Origin of the sequence: Aquibacillus saliphilus (assembly GCF_020404745.1) — a bacterium.
Lineage (GTDB): Bacteria > Bacillota > Bacilli > Bacillales > Amphibacillaceae > Aquibacillus > Aquibacillus saliphilus.
In genome coordinates, this window is record NZ_JAIZAP010000010.1 from 103,581 (window position 1) to 120,265 (window position 16,685).

Sequence of the window (16,685 nt, forward strand, 5' to 3'; positions counted from 1 at the left end):
CTATTGTATTAAAGCAGCAGGATTGTTGAATAAAGGTGCTTTTCTAATTAAGAAAAAAAGGGGAAGAATATGGAAACTTGGTTAGCAGAAATTATGAGTGAGTTTGGTTATATGGGAATTATGTTTTTAATTGCCATCGAAAATATTTTTCCTCCTATACCATCTGAAGTAATACTAACGTTTGGGGGATTTATGACAACTACATCCAAACTTAGCATTATTGGTGTAATTACTTCAGCAACAGCTGGTTCAGTTATTGGAGCTATTGTTTTATATGTTATTGGTTTACAGCTTGATGTAGAAAGGTTAGAGAAGATTGTTGATAGATGGGGACATATTCTTCGTATAACAAAAAATGATATTCACAAGGCTGATGCTTGGTTTGATAAATATGGTCCTTGGACGGTCTTCTTTTGTCGTTTCGTTCCTTTAATACGTAGTTTGATTTCTGTTCCTGCTGGTATGTCAAATATGAATGTTGGCTTGTTTCTTTTATTTACAACAATAGGAACTTTGATTTGGAATATAGTTCTCGTATACTTAGGTGCTTCAGTAGGCGGTTCTTGGGAAGTAATTGTAGAATATATGGAAATTTACTCAAAAGTTATTTACGCTTTATTGTTTTTACTCGTTATTGTTTTATTGTATCTATTTATAAAAAGAAAAAAGTAATTACTATTAAGCTAAAGGGTGCAAGAGTGTAACAAGGAGTTGTCGAAACGGCAGCTCCTTTTGTAGCAGGATTGTGTAATAAGCTTGGTTACTAAACGACTAGTGAAATGAGGGGTATTATGAATTTAACCATTAAAAATATGGACGAGAATTCAGTTAGAAAGATACTAAGTTGGAGATATGAAAAACCTTATGATTTTTATAATAGTGAAGTTACTGAAGATGAGATAAAAGAAAGACTGGATGGTTCTTATAAAAATATAGCTGATGATAATGGTGATGTCTTTGGTTTTTTATGTACAGGTGAAACAGCTCAAATACCAGTTGGGTACAAATATGGTGTGTATAATGATAAGAATGTAGATATAGGTCTTGGTATGGACCCGGATTATGTAGGAAAAGGTTACGGGTATAATTTTTGTACATTTATAATTAGCTACATAAGAGAAAACTACGCGGAAATTCCCATAAGACTATCAGTTGCAACATTTAATAAAAGAGCCATTCATTTATATGAAAAACTAGGGTTTGAAAAGAAGGACAAGTTTACTACCGATTTTACAGAGTTCATTACAATGATTAAGGAGAATTAACTAAGCATCTTCAACAAACGGGTGCGTTACTTCAAGAAGTAATTATACCTCTTGTTCCCTAAAGCCGCAGGATTATTGAATAAGTACAAGGGGGATTACCAATGCCGAAAAGCAAGATATTTTTCATTGTTGCAACTATAACTATTATGTTGATAGGTTGTTCCCAGGTTGAAGAAGGAACTTTTATTCAAGGGAACATAACGGAAATTAACGAAACAAGTGGAGATATGGAAATTGAAATCGAAGCATGGACAACAGTTAGCGAGGAAGATACTTCTAAAGAGTCATATGGTTTTGCAAAGAAACCAATGACACAAACCATTCGAATTTCCAATCCAGAAGGTTATGAGGAAGGGAAAAAAGTAAAGGTCAAGGTTATCAAAGATTATGATGAAGATGTCTGGGATTTAGATAGATTAAAATTTGAAGTAGAAGAGACAAATTAGAATATTAAGCTAACAGGAGCTTATCTTGAACAAGGGTAAAGCCCTTCTTGTACTAAAGAGCCAGGTTAGTGGAATAGTTCAAACTAAAGTATAAGGGGGATAATTTTGTTAAATTATTCTAAATGGATAACTATTATTTTTTTAATATTTGTCCTTATCGGGTGTACCTCAAAAGAAGAGGATAATTTTAAAGGGGAAAGTGAGCACTGGAAAGGTTATTTGGATGTTCCTATTAAAAATGCCCACCCTTTTCAAGACCTTGTAATTACTTACAAAGGTGAGTTAGAGGAGCTTAAATCTGTGCAACAGCTAATTTATTCATATGACTTCGGAAATTACAGTGGAGAATCAGCTATAAGTTTTAACGGTAAATCACCTTCTGAAAAAAGTTTTACAGCAGTAATTTCAGAGAAGGAAATTAAAAGAGACGGTGTAATTGAAGTAACGGTTCAATGGTCGGGACAAGAAGAGACGTTTGAGTTGAAAAATTAGTCATATCTTCAAAATATATTAAAGTAACGGCGAGCAATAGTTTAACAAGGGATCATCTATTACGATGATCCCTTGTTTTGTATTTAAAGAATTACTAGAATATTATGTTAAAAATAATGTGTGAACAGCTGTACTTAAATTAACGCAGCAGTTTGGTGGAATAGCAAGTAACAATTAAGATGGTGAATTTAAGTTTTTAAAAATAATTAGTTTTGGGGTGCAGTATATGATCAATAGACCATATTTGCTTAGTTTTAATATTTTTCTAGTTTTAGTCGCATTCGGAGCGTTTATATATTTTTTAACGGTTCACGATATAGGACTTACTAGTACACCTTCAATAGTTTTACTTATAGCTGGTATTGCGAACTTAATGTCGGCTATCAATATAATAGTTAAAAAATAAATTACATCTACAATGATATCATAAAAAATACCATATTCTGTTAGCAACACTACGTGCATTAAGTTTAATCTCTTCTTTTTAGTATCAACTTTTGAAGATTATTTTCAAGTAACGTGGTGCAGGAATTGAATAAGATCGTATCGGATCGTCAATTTTTTGTATTTTAAAAAGGTCAATTAGAATTTTATATTAAAAGTATTCCAAAGATATGTGAACTTATTTACTTAAAGTAAAGCAGCAGTTTAGTTTAACAATGAATTTACTTCCAATTTTTGTTAAAATTAATTAACTACTTTATCTTTGGAGGCGGAACTATGAAACGATTGCCATTCGAACCACCTACAAAACACTATGATCAACAAATTGAAGCAATAGACGAACAAATTTGTAATTTAATAAAACAACGGAAGGATATTTCAAATAATACTCCTGGTTTTCCAACTAAAAAACTTATAACTGCCTGGTCAGAAAAATATAGTTTTTATGAAGGATTCTTAAATAGTGTATTTACAAATTTTTTAAACGAAGATATGTATAAACCTGTTGTAGAGCCAAAAGGATTTCTTAAAAATATCCCAATATTAAAATCCTTTGAAAAAGATGATGTGTTTTATTCGGTCACATTTGTACGTCAGTTTGAAAATGCCAGTGTCGTTCATTTTAATATTGATAGACAAGATTCTGATGATGAAGTCCCTAGAAGGATTAAAGAACCTATCCTTTTTGACCTATATTAAATGTAAAGAGACTGATTATAACTGCCGAAACGAAGGAGGGGTGGTTCTGGAGGACACGAATCTTATACATTCATCGTATCACCAGCATTACCCGATGATCTTTCTGAAATCAAATTAGTTTTTAAGAAGTATAAGCCACCATTCAATAAACCGACGGGTGTTGAATTTATCATATAGATAGATAACCTTGTGAATAAATGTACTTAAACTCCCTCAGTTAGATTCTATTTACTCGCAAATGCTAAAGGGCTTATCTTGAACAAGCGTAAAGCAAACTTACTTGTCTTCCTAAATGAAATATTTGTTCTTCCTTTGCTTAATCAAGATGGATTGCAGATAACACTTACATTCCAACAACATTGTATTTGGTCTCAACAATCGTACTAGCTGTTATTTTCCTATCAATAACAATTTATGGAATGTACAAAATCTATCAAAAGGAAAGCGTTATGCCCATTCAAAAATGAATACGAAATAATTATACTTTCTGTGAATAATCACACTTGAAGTAGGTATTTTTCTTGAACAAGGAAATGTACTATAGAAGCAATTAGTGGAACCGTGGGAAGGGTGAAATTATGTGGATTACAGATTTTAAATTGATTGCAGGTTCAATTTTTATGTTTATGGTAGCCGTTTTAATAATACTTACAGCCATAGTTATCTACAAGAAATCTTTTGCTGAATAAACCTTAAATATCAATATTAACATTTAAAATATTCCATTAAAGAGTGCTATCCTTTAATAAAAAAGTTAGAATCACCTACATTGGAGTGGTATTATGAAAAAATGCTATCTTGCTGTGACATATGATGTTTGTGAACATAATGATTTGTTTATGGACATGAACGAATATCATTTAACCACATTAGATAATTTGGATAATTATGTTAAATATTTAGCGAAAAGAGATATTGCTCCAGTAGTAAGAGTATTCACATCTGATACAAGTGATTTTATAGAAACAAGAATCTATAAAGAATATAAATTCAAGGAATATGAATGTGGATGTGTTAATTAGTTTTGAAGTAACGGGCGCAAGAGTAATCGTCAATTATGGCGATTCTATTTTTATATTTGAAGAATTAAAATTTATGTTAAAATCAAAAATGTAAACGGGTGTACTTTAATTAGCGCCATTTCGTTTAATAAGGACATCCATATTTTTATAAATGCTCCTTAGTGGAACAAAAAAGGTGAAAAAAATCACTTTTATGGTGGAATTGACAGCTATTGCGATTAAAATCAAGTATTCAACTATAGAGATTGTATTCGATGGTATCGATTCAATTGAACATCTAGGTTTTGACTATGTTTAATAGTATCAGGGTGGGTAAGTCCCTTTGATTGACCATGATAAACCATACGGATACGTAATAACTTAATTTTAAATTTTAACAAATAAATAGTTACCTTTTGGATTTTCATGACTTTCCTCCTGAAAAATATAAAGTTATATAGACATAAACCTCATTTTACATTAAATGTAATTAAATGTAATTGTTTGTTTAGACCAAATTTTCAATCACTTGTATGTCGTTATACCACAAGTGTGCTAAATTATATTCTTCTTTTCTCCTTTGAATTAAATGAAATCAAAGCTAATGAATAGTCTGATTCAAATGTGCATGGAACAGAAGTTGCTTGTTAAGCTAATTAGTGCGTGACTACAATAAGTGGAGACGAATTTTTGTAACTGGCAGTTTAAGAAGTACGATCATTATAAATGACAAAAAGGAACTTGGATTTATCAAGTTCCCTTAATGTTTTAAAGTGATTTTTTGTGATTCCATTGAGAAAAGTTTTGTGTATTCTTATGCAAATTAATGTTTTACACATCATAATGAACCCAGTACAATGATGCATTATAGAACTTATTCCCAATTCCAAAACTCAACTTCGTCCACTTCTAGCCCTTCTACCAATGGTTCATCCTGCAGCTTCACTATTTCCTTTGTCGGTCCAGTAATAACTGCACCATAATGCAGGATTCCATGATTTTCGAGATAGTTAATTCGTTTTTTGAGGTCTAACCTCCCAAACAATAATCTATTCGATTTTTTTTCATGGTCTTGTAGAAAGTATAATGTTTTCATAAATTGGTCATGGAGCATGTCTTGGTCACCTTCATGATAGGCTAGCGATGAAGAACTTTCCGATACCGTACTGCTACCGAACAATCCGGATTCCTCTTCGTACGATTGTGTAATCATATCATCTTCATGCCATATAGGATGACTTGGAAAACCTATAGTGTCGAAAATAGTACCGTGATTCATTTCAGATTTGATGCCAGTATCAACAGCAAGCCATAAAAGATTCATCTGCTTATCTGAAAAAAGTTTTTCTACTGCTTTTGATTCCATTAATTCACCAAATGATACATAGGCAGAAACGACCGTTCCTTCTGGGAGTTGCTCCAATTGATCCCAATCTGAATGAACTCTTTCATCAGATCTGGGGTGGGAAAAGGCTGGCTGACTTTGTGATTCTTTTCCGATATAGGATCTTTCTGCTGAACTCATTAAGGAGAATAGAAAATTCACTTCTAATTCTCCAACTTTTATTGTTTCATTTCCAATTTGCTTCTTCATGTCTCTCGTTGCTTCTAAACCAAAATAGGGTGTAGTACTTGTGCTTGTTCCGCCGAGATAACCATATGGATTTGTAATGGTTAACGTGTGATCAATAACCCCCCTAAATTCATCCACTCGATCCGGATTGCCCCACGAATAATATACTGCAGTTAGTACACTAGATAAAAACGTAAAAATAATGAGGATTCCAAAGGCAAATAATGCTGTTTGTAGTCGAGCCTTCCATTTACCTTTTCGAACAATTTTTTGTTGCCTTTTGTTACTGATAGTTGATCCTGTAGTAGATCCGGCTTGTTCTTCCAATATTTTTTGATAACCCTCTAACTTTTCTAATTCTTTTTCAAACTCTTCTAATTCTTGATCAGTTAGTTCTCCTTTTTCATATGCTTTTAATTTTCTGCTAAACTCATCGCTCATTTTTCCCCCGCCTTTCTATTTCTTATCGCTTGTCTGCCACGGAATAGTAAGACTTTAAAATAGGGTTGCCTTACCTTCATGACTTGTGCAGCTTCATGATAGGATAATCCGTGAAAATCATGTAAGAGTACAGCATATTTATGTTTTTCTGGTAAGTCTTTTAACATCTCGATAATTTTCTGTATTTCATCATGAATTTCTACCGTTTCTTCCGTTGTTTTTTTCTTATCAAATAGAGACGAAAAGAAGTTCGGTTCTTTAACATCTGTTCGCTGATGCTTTCGATAATAATCAATGAAAGCATTATGTGCGACGGTAAAAAGCCACGTTTTAATGTTTTCCCCTTCGTAGTTCTCAATGTTAAGATGGGCACGAAAGAAAGTTTCTTGCACAAGGTCCTCTGCTGTATGATGATTGTGACAAAGGGAAAGAAGGAAGCGATATATGTCATGAAAATATATAGTATAAATGCTGTCTAAATTATTGCTCACGTTGTTTCTTCCCCCTCCCCACATATAACACGGATAAGAAATAAAAAGGTTACTTTTAATTATGAATTTCATTTTTAATTGTATCAGAATGAAGCGATACATTTGATGATCTTGTGAACGGTAGCCTTAGTGAAATAGACAATAGATAAAAAAAGGGCTTAGAGAATTTATTTCTCTAAGCCCTTTTCATGTGATGTATACTGTGTCATTTTGCACCTTTGTAGTGAACCCGTTACTATGCTTTTACAGTTTCTTTGGTTGTTTGAAAAAATTGTGGTAAATGCTCTTTGTGAGCCTCTAGCATTTCGTCAACGATTTCTCTTGCAATGGTATCTGAAGGCGTTAATGGATTGATGGTTAAAGCAAGTACTGCCTTATCATAATCCCCTGTTACTGCAGCTTCAGCAGCAACTCTCTCGAATGACTTAATTTGCTGAACTAATCCCCGAACCTGTACAGGAAGATCACCAACTGTAATTGGTTTTGGACCGTCTTTTGTAATAACACAGCTTACTTCTACTGCAGAGTCATTTGGAATGCTCGCGATAGCGCCGTTATTACGTGTATTGACAGGTTGAATATCGCCTTTATCTGTATAAATAGAGGTAATCAAGCGAACGGCTGCATCCGAGTAATACGCTCCCCCACGCTCTTCTAACTGAGGTGGTTTAATAGCTAGGTTTGGGTCTTTGTAAAGTTCAAATAATTCTTTTTCTAATTTTTGAACTACCTCGGCACGAGTGCCTTCTTCTTTAGCATTTTTTGCATCTTTTTCGATCATGTCTTTCGTTTTGTAGTAGTAATTATGGTAAGGACATGTCAAGAGATTAAGGGCTTTAATGAACGATGGTTCCCAACCTAGTCCTTTAACATTTTTAACAAAACTAGTGTTGGTTGGATCTGTTAGTAGGTCGATTACTTTATCTTTGACACTTTCGCCATCGACGTAAACATCCAAACCATAAACCATGTGGTTTAGTCCTGCAAAGTCAATGTTAACTCTTGAGTGATCGACATCTAATAATTTAGCGATACCCATTTCCATTCCAATTGGCACATTACAAAGGCCGACAACCTTTTTAATGTTTGAATAACGCAGTACTGCTTCTGTTACCATACCAGCAGGATTGGTGAAATTGATTAACCATGCGTTTGGACATAATTCCTCGATATCTTTACAAATGTCTAAAATAACAGGGATTGTCCTCAACCCTTTAAACAAACCACCTGGTCCATTTGTTTCTTGACCAAGTACACCATACTTCATTGGAATTCTTTCGTCTTTTGCCCGAGCTTCTAATAGACCTACACGAAATTGAGTTGTTACAAAATCAGCATCTTTTAATGCTTCTCTTCTATCTAAAGTTAAGTGGACTTCAATTGGAAGACCCGCCTTTTCAATCATACGTTTTGCTAGATTACCTACAATATCTAATTTTTCTTTTCCAGCTTCTATATCTACTAACCATAACTCTCTAACTGGTAATTCATGATAACGTTTAATAAAACCTTCTACTAATTCAGGCGTATAACTAGAACCGCCGCCAATCGTTGTAATCTTAATCCCTTTTGCCATAGGTCATGCACCTCCGTTTAGTTACTTCTTTAATCAACTTTAATTCATATTTATATGTTCATTGTAAGGGTTCTCTTAGGTGGTGTATAGATGATGGGGATTTATAGTTTGTTGTAACGAAAGCGGTTATTTGTTTCAAGTGTGTAACAGTGTGTTTTATATAAGAACCTATGATAAAATTGGCCTTAGAATTGTTAGAAGGGATGATCCACATGTTTACAAGCGAGCAAATTGCTTCATTCAATGAATTAGAGACCCAACTGTATAACTATATTAGTGAAAATAGAGAGAAAGTCGCTTATATGCGGATCCGTGAATTAGCTGATAAAACACATGTATCAACCGCTACGATTTTACGTTTTTGTCGAAAAATTAATTGTGAAGGATTTTCAGAATTCAAAGTAAAGCTCAAACTAGATATAGAACAAAATGAAACTACCGTTGTCAAAAGTGGTCAGCATGTGCTCACGGAATTCTTTGAACGTTCGCTAACTGGCAGTATCGATGAAAAGATACAACAAGCAGCCACTATCATCACAAAAGCGGAAACTGTTATTTTCATTGGAATTGGAAGCTCAGGGATTCTAGCAGAGTATGGCGCACGGTATTTCTCAAGTTTAGGCAAGTTCTCCATGTATATTAAAGATCCCCTTTTTCCAATCCGAACGCATATGCTTAAGTCTAGTGCAACCATTGCCTTGTCGGTTTCAGGGGAAAGTAACTATTCGATTAATCATATCAATCAACTAAAGCAAGAAGGTAGTAACATTATAAGTATTACAAACAGTAAACATTCTACTATTGCTACTATTTCTAATGTGAATATTCCATACTATGTAACACAGGAACGTTATCAAAATTCTGATATTACAACACAGGTACCGGTGGTTTATATATTAGAAACATTGGCTCGTGAAATACATAAATTGACCAATCAAAACGGGAGTTAACAGGTTTGGATGAATACTTTAAAGAAGTACGATATTCTTGTCACACCTAACGTCAACTTTCCTTCATAATAAAATTATTTATTTTCGGAGTTATTTTTTACACATGTTGAATCTAAATTAGACTAATAATAGAAGAGGTGAATAAATCGATAACTAATTTCACTTGATCATATAGAAAATCCAGCAGCATTGATCGGTACATAGCGAAACTCGGGAAATGCTAAATTTGGTTGATCAAGTGAAACGAAAGGGTTCTGGAATAGTAGTTACAAGTAGGGGCTCAGATATGGAATAGGTCTATTCTGTTTAAGTTGGACAAGCTTATATGACATATGTCATATAAAAGAAATTACATATATGACTATTTTAGCTTGTTCACGTCCTTTATTATTGAGATAATCAAAATTCCAGATGAAGCATTATAATAGATGCTTAAGGAGGAAACCATGAGCAAGCAAAAACAAGCACAACTAAGAAAAAACGTGAAACCATTTGAAACTTCCGACACGAAAGCAAGTATTAAACAATTAATAAATACAATACCACCATTCTTCATTCTTTGGTTTCTAGCCTATCAAAGTCTATCCGTATCGATATGGTTAACTCTAGGGCTTTCGGTTATTGCAGCAGGGTTTGTCATTCGAACCTTTATAATTTTTCACGACTGTACGCACCAATCATTTTTCAAAAACAAAAAAGCAAATCGTATTGTGGGTACAATTACCGGTATCATTACTCACTTTGCTTTTGAAAAGTGGAAAAGAAGCCACTCTATTCATCACGCAACAAGCAGTAATTTAGATAAGCGTGGAACAGGAGATATGTGGGTGTTGACTATAGATGAGTATCTTTCCGCATCTTTTTGGAAAAAGTTAGGTTACCGTCTTTATCGAAATCCAATTGTTATGTTTGGACTTGGCCCAGTTTATCTATTCTTAGTAGATAATCGCCATAACCGAAAAGGGGCAAAACGAAAAGAACGTTTGAACACTTACTTGATAAATCTTGCACTTGTTCTTATTTATGGATTGTTGGTATGGACAATCGGTTGGCAAGCACTGTTAATCATTCAACTTCCGATCCTATTTGTCTCCGGTACACTAGGAATTTGGTTATTCTATGTCCAGCATCAATTTGAGGATTCCTACTTTGAAAATGAATCTGAGTGGGATTATGTGAAAGCAGCAATAGATGGTAGTTCGTATTACAAATTACCGAAAGTAATGCAATGGATTACAGGTAATATCGGCTTCCACCATGTGCACCATTTAAGCCCAAGAGTACCGAACTACAATCTAGAAAAGGCACATGAATCTACTCCGCCACTTCAAAAAGCTACGACAATTACTTTTGCTGCAAGTTTGGTTTCGATTCGTTTCCGTTTATACGATGAAAAAAATCAAACATTTGTCGGCTTTAAGGAAGTTAAAGCGTTGATGGCTGACAAGTCAAAAGCAAACTTACAATTGAAAAATAGAAGGCCAAGCTATCAGGAAAAATAAATAATAATCCGAAACCCTTCAACTCATCATTGAAGGGTTTTCTATTTTGTTATTAATTGAAACATGCTTTTTTGTTATAATTAATTTAGGGTGATAGCTAGGGTGTAAACAATGGAAACTGTGCAATAGACGAAGGAGATCACTATGCAGAACTGGTATCATATTTTTCCGAGAAATACTGGACTTAGCGCTTATATTTGGATTATTTTTGGAGTTTTGCCTTTTTATTTTATAATTAGATCTTCAACAGCAATTGATATAATTATTGGTATTTTCTTAATCTTGTTATTCTTCGCTTCTTACAGGCTTTCATTTGTTACAAAAGGTGGACTTGTCTATCTGTGGGTAGCAATCGATATGGCTGTCAGTATTGTGATGACGATCTATTTTAGTTATGTTTATTTTTCGCTTTTTTTAGCTTTCTTCATAGGTAATGTTCAAAACAAAGCAGGATTCATTACATTATATGTAGTCCATCTTGTTACAACAATAGGCGCGATTACTACCGGTTTCTTTTTGAAAACAGATATGTTCTTCACACAAATACCATTTATTGTAGTTTGTGTGATAGGTGTTATTTTGCTTCCGTTTAATATGTATAATCGAACTAAACGTGAAAAGCTTGAAGGTCAACTAGAAGATGCAAATAAACGAATATCTCAATTAATGGTTATAGAAGAACGTCAAAGGATTGCGCGTGACTTGCATGACACACTAGGACAGAAACTATCTCTGATTGGTTTGAAAAGTGACTTGGCTGGAAAATTAATTTCGGTAAATCCTGAATCAGCCAAAAATGAGATCGATGATATTCGCCAAACTGCAAGAACAGCACTGAAAGAAGTGCGTGAGATGGTATCTGATATGCGCGGTGCAAAATTAGAGGATGAAATTGTCCATATTAAGCAAATTTTAGAAGCTGCCCAAATAGAAAATGTGATAGAGGGAAATCCAAAACTTACAAATGCTCCCTTATTAGTCGAAAATGTAATGAGTATGTGTTTGAAAGAGTCTGTTACGAATATAGTTAAACATAGTCAAGCAACATACTGTGAAGTAATGATTGAGCAATCACCCGATGAACTGCTTGTAAAAGTGCATGATAATGGTGTCGGTATTTCAGATGACATGGATGCTAATAAGGGGCATGGACTTCAGGGGATGCGAGAACGATTAGAATTCGTTAATGGCAGTTTAGAGATTGAATCTTCGAATGGCACGACACTTTGTATCAAGATACCGAATGCTATTCAACAAACAAAATGGGAGGGATTAAAGTGATTCGGATTGTACTTGCCGAGGACCAACGCCTGTTGCTCGGGGCTCTTGGTTCTTTGCTTGATTTGGAAGAAGATATGGATGTTGTTGGTAAAGCTAGGAACGGGGAAGAAGCATTAGCCTTAGTTAAGCAGCATGACCCTGATATATGTATTATGGACATCGAAATGCCGCTTAAAAGTGGCTTAGATGCAGCCGAGGAATTAAAAGATCATTCATGCAAAGTGATTATCCTTACCACTTTTGCAAGATCAGGATATTTTGAACGAGCACGTGATGCAGGGGTAAGCGGCTATTTGTTAAAAGATAGTCCAAGCGAGGACTTGGCTAACTCAATTCGAGTCATTATGGATGGTCGCCGAGTTTATGCTCCAGAATTAGTGGATATGGCTTATAGTGATGTAAACCCGCTTACCGATCGAGAAGAACAAGTAATCAAATTAATGGCTGATGGGAAAAATACAAAAGAAATAGCAAGTCAGCTTTATCTTACCAATGGTACTGTCCGCAATTATATTTCAACCATTCTAGATAAGCTTGAGGTAAGCAACCGGATCGAGGCTATTACTCGTTTTAAGGAAAAAGGTTGGTTTAAGTAAAATTCTTATTTTACCGAGTCAATGTTGTATCCTGGTGGCGATAAATAGATATGATGAAATTGATTGTACCAGTCGATAAGGCTGGTATTTTTGTTGGATTTTTTGAATTGCTCAAAACAAACGGGCGCGATTAAATAATCGCACCCGTAAAATTAGTTGTCTACCATGTCAGTATAAATGTGAATAGCATCTCTTAAAAATGCTGCTTTACCAGGTTGGTCCTTATCATAAAAGGCAGTAAACCTTTCATCGTCAACATAAAGTTGAGCAACACCCGCATGTGCTTCTTTTGTATAACTATTCCAATAAAGGCTTATCCACTGACGATGTAAGTCAGCTGTCTTCCTGGCCAAATCACTAGAAGGATCTTTGGTTTCGAATGCCTCACTTAGTGTAACAAGTACTTCTTCACCAAGTTTTTCCGCTCTTTCAAATTGTTCTTGTGTCATCCCCTTCATTTTTTGGTTAGATTTATCCACTTGTGCATCCCCGTATGTTTTCCTAATTTCTTTCCCGAATTCTTTTTCATTTTCATCTATCATTTTTTGTTTAAGACCCTCAAATTTTTCTTTGTCAGTCATTGTAGTTCTCCCTTCTCTGTTATCTAATGTTTTATTAACAGTTGAAATCATCTTGTCTAACTCTTCTCGTTTTGTTAAAAGCTTCTCTCTATGGTCGTAAAGTGCATGTGTACTGTTAAATGAGGGGTCAGTAATGATTCGCTTAATAGCATCCAAACTAACTCCAAGTTGTTTATAAAAAAGAATTTGCTGGAGCTGATCTACCTCTGCTTGGCTATATATCCGGTAACCGGAAGAATTGATTCTTGAAGGTACTAAAAGACCAATTTGATGATAATAACGAAGCGTTCTGGTACTAATACCTGCGAGTTTTCCAAGCTTTTGAACAGTGTATTCCATGGGTTTCACCTCCTGTTAACTAATACAATACACCTTTACGTAACGTAAAGGTAAAGAGGGAATGAAAAATTTAATAAGAAAGTTAAACTATTGTGTTATCATTGGTAATTATAATAGTCAATCAATAGCTGAGAGGGTTTTTGAAATGAATGATGAGTTTAGTCTGAAAGAGTTTCTTTTCAATGATGACTCATTCAAAAAACGAAGAAAGTGATAGGCATTATATTCACACTAATCTTTTTCGTGATCCAGATTACTACTGAAAATACGAATAGTCTATTAATGATTTTACAACTTATGTCCATTGGTTTGATCGTATTTTACATATTAAAAATAGTTATCTATACTATTCCCGAAAAGAAAAAAGTCCATATTTGGGACCTTGTTGGGATCGTTCTCATAACACTATTATTCATTTATCTAGTTTCGCCGTCTGTTGTTGCTAATTAACTAGTAAAGAGTAAACAAATGTTTGTTAATTAGGTAGACTTTTACCGTTGAAAAATATAGTAGTCTTCCAGGTCACCAATACACTAGACATAAATAGAGAGGAACAAACGAATGCAATCTTCAAGTTATAAGAGATCGACGATTGTTGCGCTTTTACTTGCCGGAGCGTTTATAGCGATTTTGAATCAAACATTAATGATTACAGCGATTCCGCCAATTATGAAGGAAATGAACATAACTGCGAATTCAGCACAGTGGCTAACAACTGTATTTATGCTTGTAAACGGGATTATGATCCCGATAAGTGCTTTTTTATTGGAGCGATTTTCGACTAGGCAGTTGTTCATAACAGCAATGAGTGTTTTTGCTTTTGGTACATTGGTAGCGGGATTAGCTCCAAATTTTGAGGTTTTATTAGTGGGAAGAGTCATCCAATCAAGTGGAGCTGGTGTCATGCTTCCGCTAATGCAAACGGTATTTTTAATGATTTTTCCAGTTCATAAGCGCGGTGCCGCGATGGGTTTAATCGGACTTGTTATTTCCTTTGCCCCCGCTATTGGGCCAGCCTTATCTGGTTGGGTAACGGAGCATTACTCATGGAGGCTACTATTTTTTATTATTTTGCCAATTGCAATTATCGACATCATTGTCGCTTACTTTGCCTTAAAGAATGTTACAGAACTAAAAAATCCAAAAGTAGATGTCCTTTCGATTATTTTATCTACTTTCGGGTTTGGCGGCTTGCTCTACGGATTTACATGTGCAGGAAACTATGGTTGGTTAGCTCCAATTACGCTTGTTATATTAGGGTTAGGTAGTTTAGCACTTACCTTGTTTATAGTGAGACAGTTACGCATGAAACACCCAATGTTGGAATTCCGTGTCTTTACCTATTCGATTTTCCCTTTAGCCGTAATTGTTGGAATGATTGTTTTTATGGGGTTAATAGGTGTAGAGACGCTTGTGCCGCTTTATATGCAAAATATGCGGGGTTTCACTGGACTTGAAGCGGGATTAGCACTGCTACCAGGTGCACTGATTACTGGTTTTATGTCTCCAATTACCGGGAGAATATTTGACAAAATTGGTGCGAGAAAGCTTGCCGTAGTAGGCTTGACAATTGTCACACTGTCATCGTTTGGGTTTACTAGGCTAGATGCCTCTACATCAATGGCCTTTATCACAATTATGTACAGTATAAGAATGTTTGGCTTATCGATGGTATTAATGCCAATTGCTACTGCTGGCTTAAATCAATTACCAAAACGATTGATTCCACATGGCGCTGCAATGGATAATACAATGAGAATGATTGCTGCTTCAGTTGGAACAGCAATTCTTGTTACAGTAATGACGACAACGTCTGAGACTGCTGCACTTCGACCGGAAGTTTCTTATCCGGATATCCACGGGGCTAATATAGCATTCATGGTCGTAGCTATTTTATCGTTGATTGGTTTAGTTATTTCATTCTTTATTAAAGATAGCAGACCGTCAGAAGAAGAAATGGAAGATAATTACAATGAGAAGGTTGGTGAAAGTTAACGCACCTGAAACTTTCCCTACCGTTAAGACGTAGAATGGGTAGTAGGTTATGTGAAAGGGAGTGTAAACATGAGTAAGTATTCGATTGATGAATTCATTAAACAGACGAAACAAGATGACCAAGAAAATGAGTACTTTGAATTGGAAACACCACGTATCCTAGAGGTGAACTTGAGAGATCAAGTCTGGGCGAAAGTAGGATCGATGATCTCATATAATGGAAAAATTAAGTTTGAGCGTGAAAAGATATTAGAGCACGGTGTAGGTCGTATGTTTAAGAAGGCCTTCACTGGAGAAGGAAGCTCATTAATGAAAGCGACTGGAAATGGTCGGCTGTACTTAGCAGACCAAGGCAAAAAGATTACCATTTTGGAGCTTGATAATGAGTCGATTACGGTAAATGGGAATGATTTACTTGCTTTTGAACCAGGCATCGAATGGGACATTAAACTTATGAAAAAGATCGCTGGCATGATGTCCGGTGGATTGTTTAATGTAACCTTAAAAGGTAGTGGAAGGGTTGCAATCACTTCGCACTATGAACCATTAACACTACTAGTTCACCCAGGTGAAAATGTAATTACTGACCCAAATGCCACTGTAGCTTGGTCTGGTCACCTGAAACCAGACTTCAGGACTGATATAAGTGTGCGAACTGTCTTAGGTCGTGGTAGTGGTGAGTCGATTCAAATGGAATTTTCTGGTGATGGTTTTGTCATTGTTCAGCCGTTTGAGGAAGGCTCAACCAAAGGTAGCTGATTAGAAGATAGAGCATATTCCATATAAGGATTATTTCAGCTTTTAGTACAAAAATTAAAATAGTAATGCTAACGGTGTACAAATTCATACGAATTCGTACACCGTTTTTTTGATTGCTTATGAAATACGAATTTCCTTGTTAAAGAATTGACCCTAAAGTTATTAAGTACAGTGTTTAACAAACTCGTTTTTGAAGCTAAATTGAGATACTAAATTATAAAATAAAAGAACTACGAATTAACTAACGATAAATT

At 34.9% G+C, this 16,685-nt stretch carries 17 protein-coding genes; 12 read left to right on the plus strand and 5 right to left on the minus strand.

What is annotated here, in order from left to right; translation table 11 throughout:
- Positions 1 to 69 precede the first annotated feature (69 nt).
- From LD272_RS11865 to LD272_RS11890, 6 genes are all read left to right on the plus strand, one after another.
- Positions 70 to 672 (plus strand): DedA family protein, encoded by a 603-nt coding sequence (locus LD272_RS11865; RefSeq protein WP_226036819.1) that lies wholly within the window; start codon positions 70 to 72, stop codon positions 670 to 672.
- Positions 673 to 791: 119 nt separating this feature from the next.
- Positions 792 to 1,265: a GNAT family N-acetyltransferase gene (locus LD272_RS11870; protein WP_226036820.1), complete on the plus strand. Its 474-nt coding sequence runs from the start codon at positions 792 to 794 to the stop codon at positions 1,263 to 1,265.
- Positions 1,266 to 1,366: 101 nt separating this feature from the next.
- Positions 1,367 to 1,711: a hypothetical protein gene (locus LD272_RS11875; protein ID WP_226036821.1), complete on the plus strand. Its 345-nt coding sequence runs from the start codon at positions 1,367 to 1,369 to the stop codon at positions 1,709 to 1,711.
- A gap of 105 nt (positions 1,712 to 1,816) precedes the next feature.
- The gene (locus LD272_RS11880) at positions 1,817 to 2,203 is read left to right on the plus strand and encodes a hypothetical protein (protein WP_226036822.1); all 387 of its coding nucleotides are present in this window, start codon (positions 1,817 to 1,819) and stop codon (positions 2,201 to 2,203) included.
- Positions 2,204 to 2,923: 720 nt separating this feature from the next.
- Positions 2,924 to 3,346 carry a hypothetical protein gene (locus LD272_RS11885; RefSeq protein ID WP_226036823.1) on the plus strand — a complete coding sequence of 141 codons (423 nt, stop codon included), beginning with the start codon at positions 2,924 to 2,926 and terminating at the stop codon, positions 3,344 to 3,346.
- A gap of 782 nt (positions 3,347 to 4,128) precedes the next feature.
- Positions 4,129 to 4,368, plus strand: coding sequence for a hypothetical protein (locus LD272_RS11890; protein ID WP_226036824.1), 240 nt, complete (start codon positions 4,129 to 4,131; stop codon positions 4,366 to 4,368).
- A 236-nt stretch (positions 4,369 to 4,604) separates the two neighbouring features.
- On the opposite strand, the gene LD272_RS11895 is transcribed toward LD272_RS11890, so the two are convergent.
- From LD272_RS11895 to LD272_RS11910, 4 genes are all read right to left on the minus strand, one after another.
- Entirely contained in the window at positions 4,605 to 4,775 is a 171-nt protein-coding gene (locus tag LD272_RS11895; protein WP_226036825.1) for an aspartyl-phosphate phosphatase Spo0E family protein, read from the minus strand.
- A 446-nt stretch (positions 4,776 to 5,221) separates the two neighbouring features.
- A complete protein-coding gene (locus tag LD272_RS11900) occupies positions 5,222 to 6,361 on the minus strand; it encodes an anti-sigma factor (protein WP_226036826.1) in 1,140 nt (379 codons plus the stop codon).
- The gene (locus LD272_RS11905; protein ID WP_226036827.1) at positions 6,358 to 6,852 is read right to left on the minus strand and encodes an RNA polymerase sigma factor; all 495 of its coding nucleotides are present in this window, start codon (positions 6,850 to 6,852) and stop codon (positions 6,358 to 6,360) included. Before LD272_RS11905 ends, LD272_RS11900 begins: the two co-directional genes overlap by 4 nt.
- Positions 6,853 to 7,087: 235 nt before the next feature.
- Positions 7,088 to 8,428 (minus strand): 6-phospho-beta-glucosidase, encoded by a 1,341-nt coding sequence (locus tag LD272_RS11910; protein WP_226036828.1) that lies wholly within the window; start codon positions 8,426 to 8,428, stop codon positions 7,088 to 7,090.
- Positions 8,429 to 8,640: 212 nt separating this feature from the next.
- Between LD272_RS11910 and LD272_RS11915 the strand changes: the two genes are divergently transcribed.
- The 4 genes from LD272_RS11915 (at position 8,641) to LD272_RS11930 (ending at position 12,757) form a co-directional block, all read left to right on the plus strand.
- Positions 8,641 to 9,378, plus strand: a complete 738-nt coding sequence (locus LD272_RS11915; protein ID WP_226036829.1) for a MurR/RpiR family transcriptional regulator — start codon at positions 8,641 to 8,643, stop codon at positions 9,376 to 9,378.
- 446 nt (positions 9,379 to 9,824) lie between these two features.
- The gene (desA, locus tag LD272_RS11920) at positions 9,825 to 10,880 is read left to right on the plus strand and encodes a Delta(5) desaturase DesA (RefSeq protein WP_226036830.1); all 1,056 of its coding nucleotides are present in this window, start codon (positions 9,825 to 9,827) and stop codon (positions 10,878 to 10,880) included.
- 144 nt (positions 10,881 to 11,024) lie between these two features.
- Positions 11,025 to 12,161, plus strand: a complete 1,137-nt coding sequence (locus LD272_RS11925; protein WP_226036831.1) for a sensor histidine kinase — start codon at positions 11,025 to 11,027, stop codon at positions 12,159 to 12,161.
- A complete protein-coding gene (locus LD272_RS11930; RefSeq protein WP_226036832.1) occupies positions 12,158 to 12,757 on the plus strand; it encodes a response regulator in 600 nt (199 codons plus the stop codon). Before LD272_RS11925 ends, LD272_RS11930 begins: the two co-directional genes overlap by 4 nt.
- Positions 12,758 to 12,909: 152 nt before the next feature.
- On the opposite strand, the gene LD272_RS11935 is transcribed toward LD272_RS11930, so the two are convergent.
- Positions 12,910 to 13,677, minus strand: a complete 768-nt coding sequence (locus tag LD272_RS11935) for a MerR family transcriptional regulator (RefSeq protein WP_226036833.1) — start codon at positions 13,675 to 13,677, stop codon at positions 12,910 to 12,912.
- A gap of 561 nt (positions 13,678 to 14,238) precedes the next feature.
- Here LD272_RS11935 and LD272_RS11940 point away from each other — a divergent pair.
- Positions 14,239 to 15,672: an MDR family MFS transporter gene (locus LD272_RS11940; RefSeq protein ID WP_226036834.1), complete on the plus strand. Its 1,434-nt coding sequence runs from the start codon at positions 14,239 to 14,241 to the stop codon at positions 15,670 to 15,672.
- A gap of 69 nt (positions 15,673 to 15,741) precedes the next feature.
- On the plus strand, positions 15,742 to 16,431 hold the full coding sequence (locus tag LD272_RS11945) for an AIM24 family protein (RefSeq protein WP_226036835.1): 690 nt from the start codon (positions 15,742 to 15,744) through the stop codon (positions 16,429 to 16,431).
- Positions 16,432 to 16,685 lie beyond the last annotated feature (254 nt).

Excerpts from the sequence above, each read along its gene's own strand:
- LD272_RS11885 (WP_226036823.1), top strand. The coding sequence starts at position 2,924 with ATGAAACGATTGCCATTCGAACCACCTACAAAACACTATGATCAACAA.
- LD272_RS11890 (WP_226036824.1), top strand. The coding sequence starts at position 4,129 with ATGAAAAAATGCTATCTTGCTGTGACATATGATGTTTGTGAACATAAT.
- LD272_RS11915 (WP_226036829.1), top strand. The coding sequence starts at position 8,641 with ATGTTTACAAGCGAGCAAATTGCTTCATTCAATGAATTAGAGACCCAA.
- LD272_RS11900 (WP_226036826.1), bottom strand. The coding sequence starts at position 6,361 with ATGAGCGATGAGTTTAGCAGAAAATTAAAAGCATATGAAAAAGGAGAA.
- LD272_RS11875 (WP_226036821.1), top strand. The coding sequence starts at position 1,367 with ATGCCGAAAAGCAAGATATTTTTCATTGTTGCAACTATAACTATTATG.
- LD272_RS11910 (WP_226036828.1), bottom strand. The coding sequence starts at position 8,428 with ATGGCAAAAGGGATTAAGATTACAACGATTGGCGGCGGTTCTAGTTAT.
- LD272_RS11925 (WP_226036831.1), top strand. The coding sequence starts at position 11,025 with ATGCAGAACTGGTATCATATTTTTCCGAGAAATACTGGACTTAGCGCT.
- LD272_RS11895 (WP_226036825.1), bottom strand. The coding sequence starts at position 4,775 with ATGAAAATCCAAAAGGTAACTATTTATTTGTTAAAATTTAAAATTAAG.
- LD272_RS11940 (WP_226036834.1), top strand. The coding sequence starts at position 14,239 with ATGCAATCTTCAAGTTATAAGAGATCGACGATTGTTGCGCTTTTACTT.
- desA (WP_226036830.1), top strand. The coding sequence starts at position 9,825 with ATGAGCAAGCAAAAACAAGCACAACTAAGAAAAAACGTGAAACCATTT.
- LD272_RS11865 (WP_226036819.1), top strand. The coding sequence starts at position 70 with ATGGAAACTTGGTTAGCAGAAATTATGAGTGAGTTTGGTTATATGGGA.
- LD272_RS11935 (WP_226036833.1), bottom strand. The coding sequence starts at position 13,677 with ATGGAATACACTGTTCAAAAGCTTGGAAAACTCGCAGGTATTAGTACC.
- LD272_RS11870 (WP_226036820.1), top strand. The coding sequence starts at position 792 with ATGAATTTAACCATTAAAAATATGGACGAGAATTCAGTTAGAAAGATA.
- LD272_RS11945 (WP_226036835.1), top strand. The coding sequence starts at position 15,742 with ATGAGTAAGTATTCGATTGATGAATTCATTAAACAGACGAAACAAGAT.